General features: G+C 50.4%; 9 protein-coding genes. 7 read left to right on the plus strand and 2 right to left on the minus strand.

All coding sequences use genetic code 11. The annotated features are described in order from the left end of the window. Nucleotides 1-167: 167 nt before the first annotated feature. The 4 genes from OGY08_RS03110 (at nt 168) to OGY08_RS03125 (ending at nt 5,113) form a co-directional block, all read left to right on the plus strand. Nucleotides 168-725 (plus strand): fimbrial protein, encoded by a 558-nt coding sequence (locus tag OGY08_RS03110; protein WP_079934862.1) that lies wholly within the window; start codon nt 168-170, stop codon nt 723-725. A gap of 100 nt (nt 726-825) precedes the next feature. Further along, nucleotides 826-1,548 (plus strand): fimbrial biogenesis chaperone, encoded by a 723-nt coding sequence (locus OGY08_RS03115; protein WP_249418831.1) that lies wholly within the window; start codon nt 826-828, stop codon nt 1,546-1,548. A 26-nt stretch (nt 1,549-1,574) separates the two neighbouring features. After that, on the plus strand, nt 1,575-4,100 hold the full coding sequence (locus OGY08_RS03120; protein WP_125362839.1) for a fimbria/pilus outer membrane usher protein: 2,526 nt from the start codon (nt 1,575-1,577) through the stop codon (nt 4,098-4,100). Between the two features lie 14 nt (nt 4,101-4,114). Continuing rightward, nucleotides 4,115-5,113 (plus strand): fimbrial protein, encoded by a 999-nt coding sequence (locus tag OGY08_RS03125; protein ID WP_060682669.1) that lies wholly within the window; start codon nt 4,115-4,117, stop codon nt 5,111-5,113. An 85-nt stretch (nt 5,114-5,198) separates the two neighbouring features. On the opposite strand, the gene sbcC is transcribed toward OGY08_RS03125, so the two are convergent. Both sbcC and sbcD read right to left on the minus strand, forming a co-directional pair. Continuing rightward, nucleotides 5,199-8,342 (minus strand): exonuclease subunit SbcC, encoded by a 3,144-nt coding sequence (gene sbcC / locus OGY08_RS03130; RefSeq protein ID WP_286565628.1) that lies wholly within the window; start codon nt 8,340-8,342, stop codon nt 5,199-5,201. Then, nucleotides 8,339-9,541, minus strand: coding sequence for an exonuclease subunit SbcD (gene sbcD / locus OGY08_RS03135; RefSeq protein WP_032942519.1), 1,203 nt, complete (start codon nt 9,539-9,541; stop codon nt 8,339-8,341). The genes sbcC and sbcD overlap by 4 nt, the downstream gene beginning before the upstream one ends. Nucleotides 9,542-9,731: 190 nt before the next feature. On the opposite strand from sbcD, the gene phoB reads away from it, so the two are divergent. From phoB to brnQ, 3 genes are all read left to right on the plus strand, one after another. Then, a complete protein-coding gene (gene phoB / locus OGY08_RS03140) occupies nt 9,732-10,421 on the plus strand; it encodes a phosphate response regulator transcription factor PhoB (protein WP_003830970.1) in 690 nt (229 codons plus the stop codon). A 50-nt stretch (nt 10,422-10,471) separates the two neighbouring features. Further along, nucleotides 10,472-11,767, plus strand: a complete 1,296-nt coding sequence (gene phoR, locus OGY08_RS03145; protein ID WP_003830971.1) for a phosphate regulon sensor histidine kinase PhoR — start codon at nt 10,472-10,474, stop codon at nt 11,765-11,767. Between the two features lie 405 nt (nt 11,768-12,172). Beyond that, nucleotides 12,173-13,492 (plus strand): branched-chain amino acid transporter carrier protein BrnQ, encoded by a 1,320-nt coding sequence (gene brnQ, locus OGY08_RS03150; protein WP_048226310.1) that lies wholly within the window; start codon nt 12,173-12,175, stop codon nt 13,490-13,492. Nucleotides 13,493-13,533 lie beyond the last annotated feature (41 nt).

Below are 13,533 nucleotides of genomic sequence, written 5' to 3' on the forward strand. Positions count from 1 at the left end.
TATATTATATATGCCGACCACAATATCCATTGGGTTAGAACGCATAAGATTCTATCTTTCGGACCTCTTCTGAGGACTGTTTGGGATTTTTATATGCAAAAGTCTTTGGCGGGAATTTCAGAGACAGCATTCGAAAGATAATAAAATATATTATAGGGAAATTTTACATGAAAAAGAAAGTACTCCTTTCTGCCTCTTTGTTGCTTGTTGCGGCTATCAATGTTGCGCATGCGGCAGACTTAACTGATGACCAGGGCACCGTCACTTTTACCGGTACTATTATTAACCCACCTTGCCAGGTTGATACAGACAGCGAAGATGTTCAGGTACCCTTTACCCCGCTGGGGACGAACGCCTTTGCTGGTATTGGCGAAGAAGCGTCTCAGGTTCAGCCATTTGCAATTAAATTGACTAAGTGCCCGGCAAATACTGTGGTAAACCTGACCTTTGCAGGTGATACCGCAACGGAAAATACGCAGCTGAAAGCGCTTACTGGCGGCGTTGATACCGGTGTTGGTATTGTGGTTTATGGCGCTGATGCCAGCAATGATAAAGTCGTTTTTAACGACGAAGCGAACTCTGCTTTTGCTCAAACGACCGGGGCAAGCGAAGAAAATGACCTGACGTTTAACTTCACATCAAAAGTTGTGGCAACCGTTGATCCGGCGAGTATCAAAGGCGGCGAGTTTGCCGCAACCACAACCTATACCATTTACTATCCATAAGGGACGTAGAGTGGGTGTGACGTAAGTTCAGACAGGATATGCCATAGGATAATCAGGGTATGTCCTGTAATTCTTTTCGAGATTTAGCCATAAGGGATGAATGATGAATCTCAACATTTCTGGTTTGCTGTTTTCAGCAATATTCATTCTTTTTCAAAACACTGCTTCGGCGGGGGTGCAAATTAGTAATACGCGTATTATTTATCCTGGAGATGTGGATGAAGTTCAGGCAACAGTAAAAAATACGGGTAATGGAAATCAGCTTGTTCAGGCATGGGTTGATAACTTCGATAAGAATGATAAAAGTAAGCCTCCTCTTATTATTACTCCTCCGTTATTTAAACTTATTGGCGGACAGACAAATATCCTGCATTTTATCTCAGTCGATAAAAATGGCATCCTGACAAAAGATCGTGAACAAATTTTTTGGGCTAATATCAAGTCTATCGAAGCGACGCCTAAAGTGTTAGTACAACAAAGTAAGCTACAATTGGCTACCCGCAGTCGTATTAAGCTGATATGGCGACCAAAGGGATTAAATAAAAGCGACGCGCAAGAAGCATACAAAAGCCTGATATTTTCGGTTTCAGGTAGACGTTTGGCTGTGGATAACCCGACGGCATACTATATTTCTTTGCATAATATGACCGTTGACGGCAAAGAGGTAAAGCCGCCGAAAGATACGCTTTCTGCTGTGTCTATGATGATTTCACCCTATTCAAAAATGATCTATTCCCTACCGGGTGGGAACGCTAAGTCTGTTCGGTGGAGCGCAATTGACGACTACGGTAATGCCACTTCCGAACAGGAAAAGTCACTTTAAATTCGGCGGATAAGGATATCCACAATATGCGGCCTATCAATAATTATCATGAAATTCTCTCATTGAAATTATCAGCTATTGCCGCCGCATTGATGTTGTGTAGTCCGTTTTGTATCGCTGAATCACAAGTTGCTGATGATGAGTTTAATATTGATGCGCTACGTTTTGATTCCCCAATAGACAGCGCAGAGGCGATCCGTACTTTTTTAGACGATAATGCGCTTGCACCAGGCGTCTACCTCAGTTCTGTTTATTTTAATAATCATTTTGTTGAAAAAAAGAATGTGACGTATGTGCTTAATGAAGCCCATACCGCACTCATTCCCGTGTTAAAAAAATCAGAACTGGCCGCCTATGGCGTCAATGTCAGCAAAATGCCATTGATGAAAACGATGTCTGATGACGCCACGGTTGATGATATCGGACGTTACATTGAAGAGGCTTCCTGGACTTTCTCCACTCAGCAACAACGGCTGGATATTCGTGTTCCGCAAGTTGCTGTTAATCAGGAAGTGCAGGGGTATATCGACCCTGATAATTGGGATGATGGGATACCTGCTGCCCTGTTGGGTTATTACTATAGCGGCTCTAAAACACACTACAGCTCTCAGGGCTCGTCGACACAAAATTACCTGAGTTTAAACAGTGGACTGAATGTAGGGCCGTGGCGCATACGAAACAATGGAAATTACCAAAGCGGAGATGGTTGGGAAAACATTTCGACGTATATTCAGCGGGATATAAAGCGCCTGCGTAGCCAACTTACGCTCGGCGATAGCTCTACTGCGGGAGATATTTTTGACAGCCTTCCGATTCGTGGTATTCGTCTGCAAACAGATACCGCTATGCTGCCCTATAGCCAACAAGGGTTTGCGCCGGTGATCCGGGGAATTGCGAAAAGCGATGCTAAGGTGACCATTAAGCAAAATGGCTACACTCTCTATCAAACCTATGTCAGCGCAGGGGCGTTTGAAATTACGGATGTACCGCAGGTATCTTCCGGCAGTGATTTTGATATAACAATCACGGAGGCCGATGGGAGTGAGCGTAGCTTCGTTCAGACGTCGTCTTCTTTACCTATCATGCAGCGACAGGGGGCATTGCAATATAGCGTTGCCGCCGGGCATTACCAAAATAATGATACATCAGAGGATCCTAATCTGGTCGAAGCGCAACTTATCTATGGGTTGCCTTATGGTTTTACCGTGTATAGCGGCGTGTTGGGCAGTGATTTTTATCGTTCCGCGGCATTAGGTTTTGGTATTGATCTTCATGATTTTGGCGCGTTATCGTTTGATGCCACAACGGCCAGAAGCGAAGTGGCTGATAACGTCTGGCAGGGGATGTCTTATCGTGCCCAGTATGCGAAGAATATTGATACGACCAACACCAATCTTACGCTTGCGAGTTATCGATACTCTACCCGTAATTTTTATACGTTTACGGAAACGTTAAATAACCGAACTAACGATATTGATGACGACAGTTTTTATGCTTATCGCAATACCAATAACCGTCGTAGCCGCTTTCAGGTAAATATCAGCCAGAGCCTGAATGAGCTAGGTTCTTTCTATCTCTCCGGTTATCAGCAAGATTACTGGGGGCTGGCGGGTTATGAGCGCACGGTTTCTGTCGGTTATAACCAGAACTGGGAACGGATCCGATTTATGCTCAACTATTCGTTGACGCAAACGCCAACCTCACATCGTGATGAGCAGGTTTCATTTACTGTCAGTATTCCCTTAGATAAATGGTTACCCAGTGCCTGGGCGAATTATACTTATACAGATAACCGTCATCGTAGTCAGCAACATCTGATTGGGATCAGTGGTACTGCATTGCAGGATGATAACCTCAATTATAATCTCCAGCAGTCCTGGGGGAATAATGGAATGGGGGAGAATGGAAGTATGAATGCCACCTGGCAAGGCTCATTTGGCTCTGTTTCTGGTGGGTACAATTATGACAACAACAGCAGGCAAGTGAATTATAAGTTACAAGGTGGGATTATCGGCCATGCTGGCGGGTTTACTTTAGCACAGTCGCTACCTGAAACGGTGACCTTAGTGGATGCCGACGATGGGCCTGATATTAAAGTAGAAAACAGTACCGGCGTATATACTGATTCCTATGGCTACGCTGTTATTCCATATGCCTCACCCTATCGAACGAATAACATTATATTGAATACGGCAAGTAACCCGCAGGTTGATATTGAGGAGCCCGTCAAACAGGTGATTCCTTCGCGTGGTGCGGTCACACTGGCAACATTTTCTGCACGCACCGGTATACGTGTTTTGTTAACGCTACAACATAATGGAAATAACGTTCCTTTCGGCGCGCTTGCGGCATTGGCAGGGGAAAACGAAAAAAATTATGCCAGTATCGTGGGTGATAATGGACAGGTTTATTTAACCGGTGTATCGGCAGGCGATCGCGTTATGGTGAAGTGGGGTGAGAAAGCAACACAGCAGTGTACCGCGCAGATTGCTATTCCTGCCGATGAACTTACCAACAAAACCGTTGCTATATTAGCGGCAGAGTGTAAATAAAGGTGAAAGTGATAATGATATCCTTCATTAGGTATGTGATTGTATTTTTTGTACTAAACTGGTCAGTGGTAAGTTATGCTTCATGTTATTATAAAAATGATACGACAGCTGCAACCTATACGGTCACCGTTCCGACTATTAACGCTCAGCGCGATGTCCCTGCAGGAACTGTCCTATGGGATAGCGGTTATCTTAGTGCTCCAAATCAATCGGATATATTTTGTAATGGGGTGCACCCAATCTATCGTGGATATGATGACTCATCATTGACGCTGGTAAATGGTGTTGAAGAATATGTTTATCAGACGAATAACCCAGGCATTGGGATTAAAATTTGGTGGTTGTCTGTTGATAGTGGCAAAAGCTACTCACCAAGTGATGCCCGTATTTTTTATTCTCCGGCAAAGGCCGAGGGTAATAAAACATGTAAGGGGTGTGAATACACAAATGTATCGGCAATGTTTGAGGTGCGATTAATCTCAACCGGGCAACCTATTACAGATACTCCCTTGCAATTATCACGATTTAGTGCTTCCCGAATATATGAATCCGCCGCCCAACTTCATATTAACTTTACCGATGCAGATGTGGTAGTTAACAGTGCCAGTTGTGTACTTAATAGTAAGAATATTTCTGTTAATTTGGGGCGTTACTTTAAAACTGTCAGCCTGAATAACCCGGGTGATACTGGTGATGCGGTTGATTTTAAAATTGATTTGACGTGCGATCAGGATACCAATGTCAATGTATTATTTTCTGGTACAACGGCAGCAGGCGATAGCACTATTCTGACATTAAATGATCTTGATTCTCCGACGTCTGCGCAAGGTGTCGGTGTACAAATTTTATATAACGATCGGTTAGTGAATTTTGGCGAGCTCCTGTCCACGATAAAAAATGGTGCAGAAGGGAGCGTCGCTCTGCCGTTTAAAGCTCACGTCATACGTTTAAATGAGAACTTGCGGGCCGGCGAAATCAACGCCACGGCGACCTTTGATATGATTTACCGCTAGCGGTTATTTTTTAAGCGTAAGAATAATATGCAGGGAATGATATTGCCGATCTTGTCGGCAATATCAATACGTCGAAAAATCAGCGTCATTCCACTCTGAAAGTGTTGTCGAGTTTGCTGTAGCCCAGCCCGTTGATTTTTTTCACTTTGATTTGCACCGGAATGCGTTCTTTCATTGCTTCGACGTGGCTGATCACGCCAATGGTTTTACCGGTAGCGTTGAGTGCATCCAGTGCGTCCAGCGCGGTATCCAGCGTTTCGCTGTCCAGCGTGCCGAAGCCTTCGTCGAGGAACAGGGAGTCAATTCGTGTTTTGTGGCTGACCAGATCGGACAATGCCAGCGCCAGCGCCAGACTCACCAGGAAGCTCTCGCCGCCGGAGAGCGTACGCGTGTCACGCACCGCATCGGCTTGCCAGGTATCGACCACTTCCAGCTCCAGCGCTTCGCTGGCTTTGCGCTGCAACAAATAGCGACCGTGCAGACGGGTTAACTGGTTGTTGGCAAGCCAGACCAGGTTATCCAGCGTCAGCCCCTGGGCAAATTTGCGGAACTTATCTCCCTCTTTCGAGCCGATCAGCGCATTCAGATAGCCCCAGTCTTCGACCTGCTGCGCGACTTTTTCAATCTCCTGCATCAGCGCCTGCTGCTGCTGGCGGTTTTCAGTATCCTGCCTGAGCTGCTGGCGAATTTCTCCCTGACGAGTGGTGTTATCCCGCAGCAGTTGGGTGAGCTGCGCCAGCGTGTCGCGAAGATGTTGTGCCGTGAGCGTGAGATCCACCCCGGTTGGTTGCTGCTGTTGATGAGTCACCAGCGCCTGCTGGGCCTGATTAAGCAGCGTTTGTGCCTGTTGTTGCTGGTTTTCCAGCGATTGTTTCAACAGCTCAAGACGGTTGAAGGTCTCTTCATCCAGCAGGGCGGCAATAAAGGCGTCACGGTTGTCAAAGATGCTGGCCTGTAATGCGGCATCAAACTGCGCCTGAATGTCTGCAGCGCGCTGAACGTCCTGTGCTTCCTGCTGCTGCAAGGTTTGCCACTGTCCCTGTAAAGAGAGGCAATCGTCGTGCACCTGCCGCCAGTTTTCCAGCGACAGATCCTCAATGATTTCAGAAAGCGCCTCAGATTCAGGCAGCGTTTCCAGCAGCGGCGCAAGTTGGGCAATCCGGGCCTGTATCTCGGTCAGTTCATTCTGGCGCTGTTGCCACATTTGCGCTTCGTTCGCCCGTTCGCTTAACCATGAGGAGACTTCATCCTCGGGCGGAAGGGCCAGACCATGACGATCCAGCTCTGAGGTTAACGTCGCCTGGCGCTGGTCAATATGCTGTTGGAGTTGAGTAATCTGTTCGGTATGCGCGGCGATTTGCGCCTGCAGGGTATGACGCAAGCTTAACTGGTGAAGCTGTTGTTCGTACTCTTCCTGAGCGGTCAGCCACGGGGCAATGTCATCCTGTGGTTGTAACGATACGTTGAGACTGGCGGTGACGGTCAGCCACTCTTGAGTAAGTGCTTGCTCCTCCTGAGAAAGCCTCTGTGCTTCGTGTTCATCGCGCTGAAGTTGCTGCGTTATCGCCTCAAGCTGCCCGCGCAGGGTTGAGCCCTCATCGGCCAGCGTTTTGACCTCTTTTTCCAGCGCTTCACGTCGTGCCTGATTTACGCTCAGCTCAAGCGTCTGGTAACGCTCGATAGCCGGATGTGTAGTAGAGCCACAAAGCGGACAAGGTTTGCCGGATTCCAGTAATGCCCGATGGCTTTCCAGATCTTTGATGCGGGCTTCCTGTTCGCAAATGAGTCTCACATCGGTAAGCTGCTGGTTTTTATCTTTATAGCGCTGGCGTTTCTCGGCGAGTACCGCGTTGCGCTGGGTCAGCTCTTGCTGACGTTGTACAAGCGTAGTGCGTAACTGTGCCAGCTGCTTTTGCTTCGGGGCGATTTGCCCGAGCAGATTACTGAGCCGCTGGCGTAGCGGACGAAGCTGCACATGTTGCGCCAGCGCTTCTGTCACTTCCTGCGGCGAAAGGGTCAGCGCAGGAAGCGCCAGTGCATCGAGCTTACGTGTGTCATTCTCCCGCAGCTGCTGCCACTGGCGTAGCTGGGTGCTGGCGTCGGACTGTTGCGCCAGCAGCGCTTTCCAGCCAGCCAGTTCGCTACTCCATAAGCGGAAGCGGTCATGCTCGTTCAGCCAGTGGGTTAACGTCTGTTGTTCGGCCAGCATAGCGGCTGACTGCGTGTGCGCCTGCTGACGGATGCGCCCGCGCAGCGCTAAGCTGCTTTGTAAGCGAGTATTCACTTCCTGAATCTTCTGGCGCGTACGCTCGATAGTAGCCGTTTGTTCCTGGATTCGCTCCCAGTGAGGGCGCAATGCTCTGGCCGGCTGCGCCAGGCTCAGCGCTGCCAGCTGCGGCTGCGCGTCTTCTTGCGCCTGAAGTGCTGCCTGTAATGCCTGCTGGTGGCGGTTTATGTCCGTCTGAAGCTCATTTTGCCGAATAAGCCAGTTGAGGTGCTGTTGCTGGATTTGTTGGCTGGTAAGGTATTGTTTTTCTTCGTCAGTAAGTACCTGCAAACTTTCCGTCAGGGACTGCACCTGCTCTGGTGCTAACAGCGCCACGCCGCTGGCCTGGGCCTGCAGTTTTTCCAGCTCCGTACGCGCCGACTTGTGCTTTTCAAACACCATGGCGGAGATTTGGCCGTAGATCTCAGTACCAGTTAACTCTTCCAGAAGCTCGGCGCGCTCTTTCGGTTTGGCATTAAGAAAGGCGGCAAACTGGCCCTGAGACAGCAGCATCGAACGGGTAAAACGCCCGTAATCCAGCCCGGTAAGCTCGGCTGTCATCTCCAGCTTGTCTTTGACTTTATCGGCGAGGATTTTACCGTCAGCGCAGCGGGCTAGCTCTACGCGCGGGACCTGCAGGTTGCCCTCGGGCTGATTGCGCGCCCGGTTCTGGCTCCAGAATGCGCGGTAGGCTTCGCCGCGCACCTCAAACTCAACTTCGGCCAGACACTCCGCGGTATCGCGAGTCATCAGGTCGTTTTGCGACTGTGACACGGTATTCAGGCGCGGTGTTTCGTGGTACAGGGCGAGGCAAATCGCGTCCAGCAGGGTGGTTTTCCCCGCGCCCGTTGGCCCGGTAATGGCGAACAACCCGTTGCTGGCAAAAGGTTCTGCTGTGAAATCGACTTTCCATTCTCCCTTCAGGGAGTTGAGGTTCTTCAGGCGCAGGCTGAGAATTTTCATGCTTCACTCTCCCCGGCAAGCGTGTGTAAGGTTGCGCTAAACAGCTGATTCAACCGCTCACGCTGAGGCTCCTCGAGCTCTTCCAGCGCCAGGCGGCGGTCAAAAACTTCCGTTACGCTTAGCTCGCTTAACGTTTCGCGTCGTTCATTGGCCATAATACGTTCACGTTGTTCCCGACTGCGGCGCACCAATAACACCTCGACCGGTAAATCTTCGGTTAAGGCCTGGATCTTACGTTGCATGTCATGCAGATAGTCGTCGGTGGTGATTTCAATATCCAGCCATATCGGCGGCTCTTGTGGCACGTTACGCCACTGTTCAAGCTGGGCGGTAATGGCGGCTAAATCGCCTTTCAGTACCGCAAGCGGCTGGGTGACCGGTACGGTGAGATTTTCAACGGCGCTGAGTCTCCCCGCTTCGAAACTCACCAGATGTACACATTTGCTTTTGCCGCACTCGTCAAAACTGAGGGCAATCGGTGAACCGCAGTAGCGAATATGGTCCGTCCCGCCGATAACCTGCGCCCGGTGAATATGCCCCAGTGCGATGTAGTCCGCAGGTGGAAAGTTTTGCGCCGGGAAGGCGTCCAGCGTACCGATATAAATGTCACGTACGGCGTCACTTTTACTGGCGCCAACGGTGGTCAAATGCCCGGTCGCAATGATGGGCAGGTTTCGCTCGCCACGCAGCGTGCAGGCGTCCTGATACTGCTGCTGGTAATAGTCGGTGATTGCCCCCAGCAGATGCTGCTGTTTTTCTTGTCCGGTTAGCCCGGCCTGGCTGGTAATGATGTCACGTGGTCGTAAGAAAGGAACCGGACACAGGATCGCTCCCGGCGTGCCATCACGTTGCGGCAGCACCTGCGGCGCATGGCCGGCGCTGGCAACGACCGTGGTGTTGAGAAACGCCAGAATATCGCGGGATTCATTGAGCGTGGCGACGGAATCGTGGTTGCCTGCCAGCACGACCAGATGACAGCCAGTTTGCTGCAAATTGACGACAAAACGGTTATACAGCTCACGGGCGTAGCTTGGCGGTGAGCCGGTATCGAAAATATCGCCCGCCACAATAATGGCATCCACCTGCTGGGATTGTGCCGTTTCCAGCAGCCAGTCGAGAAAGGCCTGATGTTCAGCGGCGCGGCTCTTGCTGTAGAAATTTTGGCCCAGATGCCAGTCAGACGTGTGAAGGATGCGCATAAGAGTTCCATGACGATAAAACAGTGGCGGGGATTATAACCTTTCAAGGACGGTAATATCTTGTCTCCGGGCTGTCATAATTCGTCTGGCTGCGTTAAACCTGGACTATCTTTTCATAAATCTGTCATAAAACTGACGCATAATGGCACCGTATTGATGGCAAACGATTTAATTATAAACAGGGCAAATCATGGCGAGACGTATTCTGGTCGTAGAAGATGAAGCTCCAATTCGTGAAATGGTCTGCTTCGTGCTCGAGCAAAACGGTTTTCAACCCGTAGAAGCCGAAGACTATGACAGTGCTGTGAACCAACTCAATGAACCCTGGCCGGATCTCGTCCTGCTTGACTGGATGCTTCCCGGCGGCTCGGGTCTACAGTTTATTAAGCATCTCAAGCGCGAAGCCATGACGCGGGACATCCCCGTGATGATGCTGACGGCGAGGGGAGAAGAGGAAGATCGCGTCCGGGGTCTGGAAACCGGTGCGGATGACTATATTACCAAGCCGTTTTCTCCCAAGGAGCTGGTGGCGCGTATTAAAGCTGTGCTGCGTCGAATTTCCCCCATGGCGGTGGAAGAGGTTATTGAGATGCAGGGGCTGAGTCTTGATCCCACTTCGCATCGCGTGATGACCGGCGAAGAACCGCTGGATATGGGGCCGACCGAATTCAAACTGTTGCACTTCTTTATGACTCACCCCGAACGCGTATACAGTCGTGAACAACTCCTCAATCATGTCTGGGGAACCAATGTCTACGTAGAAGACCGGACAGTGGATGTGCATATCCGCCGCTTACGTAAAGCGCTGGAGCACAGCGGACACGATCGTATGGTGCAGACAGTTCGCGGGACGGGATATCGTTTTTCGACCCGCTTTTGACTGACAAGAATCAGGGCCTGATGGATTAGGCCGTTTATGGAGTAAGACGTTTGCTAGAACGATTGTCATGGAAAAGGTTGGTACTGGAGCTGATCCTGTGCTGCATACCGGCATTTATCCTTAGCGCTTTTTTCGGTTACCTGCCCTGGTTTTTACTGGCGTCGGTAACGGGCCTGCTTATCTGGCATTTCTGGAATTTATTACGTTTGTCCTGGTGGTTATGGGTAGACAGAAGTATGACGCCGCCGCCGGGGCGAGGCAGTTGGGAGCCGTTGTTATATGGGCTGCATCAAATGCAGCTTCGCAACAAAAAGCGCCGTCGAGAACTGGGTAACCTGATTAAACGTTTTCGCAGCGGGGCGGAATCCCTACCCGACGCGGTGGTGTTGACCACCGAAGAAGGCGGTATCTTCTGGTGTAACGGACTGGCTCAGCAGGTTCTGGGACTGCGCTGGCCGGACGATAGCGGGCAAAATATTCTTAACCTGCTGCGTTACCCGGAATTTACACAATATCTGAAAACGCGCGATTTTAGCCGGCCAATCAATCTGGTGCTCAATACCGGACGGCATCTGGAAATTCGCGTGATGCCCTATACCGATAAGCAATTGTTGATGGTGGCGCGCGACGTTACCCAGATGCACCAACTGGAAGGTTCACGGCGTAACTTTTTCGCCAACGCCAGCCATGAGCTGCGCACACCGCTGACGGTGCTGCAAGGTTACCTGGAAATGATGCAGGAGCATCCGCTGGAAGGGACAACGCGCGAAAAAGCGCTGCATACCATGCGCGAACAAACGTACCGTATGGAAGGCCTGGTGAAGCAGCTGCTGACGCTGTCAAAAATTGAAGCTGCGCCGACGTTGCAGCTGAATGAGAAAGTCGACGTGCCCATGATGCTGCGCGTGATCGAGCACGAAGCGCAAACCCTGAGCCAGCATAAACATACGTTTACCTTTGATGTCGATAACAGCCTGAACGTGCGAGGCAACGAGGAGCAGTTGCGTAGCGCTATCTCGAATCTCGTGTACAACGCGGTGAACCACACACCAGCGGGAACGCACATTACCGTACGCTGGCAGCATGTGGCGTCGGGGGCGGAGTTTTGCGTGGAAGACAACGGTCCGGGCATTGCCCCCGAGCATATACCACGTTTGACCGAGCGTTTTTATCGTGTGGATAAGGCGAGATCGCGACAAACGGGCGGTAGCGGGCTGGGTCTGGCTATTGTGAAACATGCGCTGCATCATCACGACAGCCGTTTGAACATCGAAAGCGAACCAGGCAAAGGGACGCGATTTAGTTTCATGATCCCGGAACGTTTCATTGCCAAAAGTAACGGCTAAGACGTATTCGTAAGATAATCTTTCCAAAAGCCAGCGCAAGCTGGTTTTTTTTATGTGGTCAATAGATGCCTCCTGAATTTCACGACGTTTGATTGTTTTTTGTTCGAACTATTACCCATACCTTTTTCCATGAAATGGTGTTTTGTGCTAACCCTATTTTTCATATCGCTATATTGTTCTGGTTTTTGGATCCCACCTTGCTTTAAAACGTTATAAGCGTTTAAATTGCGCTCCAGGTGCTGTCATACCGACTGCATTTACGCGGTAAATCGAAAAACTATTCTTCGCCGCGCCAGGTCGGGAGTGTTTCCCGCTGGAATTGAGCAAAAATGCCGCTGTATTGTCCCCCAGGGAAAGGCAAAAATTTACTATTTTCAACACCACATCCACAGGCAGTAAGACTTTATGACCCATCAGTTAAAATCGCGCGATATTATCGCTTTGGGATTTATGACATTTGCACTGTTCGTTGGTGCAGGTAACATCATCTTCCCCCCAATGGTTGGTTTGCAGGCAGGTGAACACGTCTGGACTGCGGCTTTTGGCTTTTTGATTACGGCCGTTGGCCTGCCGGTACTTACCGTTGTCGCGCTGGCGAAAGTCGGCGGTGGTGTGGACCGACTGAGCACGCCTATCGGTAAAGTTGCCGGTCTGCTGCTGGCGACCGTTTGCTATCTGGCCGTTGGGCCGTTATTTGCTACCCCGCGTACCGCGACGGTCTCTTTCGAAGTCGGGATTGCACCGCTGACTGGTGACTCTGCGCTGCCGCTGTTTATCTATAGCGTTATCTATTTCGCGATTGTCATTCTGGTTTCGCTTTATCCGGGCAAACTGCTGGATACGGTGGGCAATTTCCTGGCACCGCTGAAAATTCTGGCACTGGTGGTCCTGTCTGTCGCTGCAATCATCTGGCCAGCTGGCCCGATCAGTAATGCGATGGAAGCCTATCAAACTGCGGCGTTTTCTAATGGCTTCGTGAACGGGTATCTGACCATGGATACGCTGGGCGCGATGGTGTTTGGTATTGTTATCGTTAACGCCGCTCGCTCGCGTGGTGTTACTGAAGCGCGTCTGCTGACCCGTTACACCGTTTGGGCGGGTTTAATGGCGGGTGTGGGCTTAACGCTGCTGTATCTCGCGCTGTTCCGTCTGGGTTCAGATAGCGCGATTCTGGTCGATCAGTCTGCTAACGGCGCGGCGATTCTGCATGCGTATGTTCAGCACACCTTTGGCGGTGCAGGAAGCTTCCTGCTGGCGGCGCTGATTTTCATCGCCTGTCTGGTCACCGCGGTTGGCCTGACCTGTGCGTGCGCAGAGTTCTTTGCCCAGTACGTTCCACTGTCTTATCGTACGCTGGTATTTATCCTCGGCGGCTTCTCGATGGTGGTTTCCAACCTGGGTCTGAGCCATCTGATTCAGATCTCTATTCCGGTGCTGACGGCTATCTATCCGCCATGTATCGCACTGGTTGTATTAAGCTTTACCCGCTCATGGTGGCATAATTCTTCCCGCGTCATTGCACCTGCGATGTTTATCAGCCTGATTTTTGGTATCCTTGATGGCATTAAAGCTTCTGCAATTGGCGACGTGTTACCGGCCTGGACCCAGCGTTTACCGCTGGCGGAGCAGGGGCTGGCGTGGTTGATGCCAACAGTCGTGATGGTGGTCCTGGCAGTTATCTGGGATCGCGCCGCGGGTCGACAAGTGACCTCCAGCGCACACTAATATCACTGACAATAAGTTTTAACCACGGGGCTATTAACATG

The organism is Citrobacter sp. Cpo069 (assembly GCF_030332785.1).
Taxonomy (GTDB): Bacteria; Pseudomonadota; Gammaproteobacteria; order Enterobacterales; family Enterobacteriaceae; genus Citrobacter; species Citrobacter portucalensis.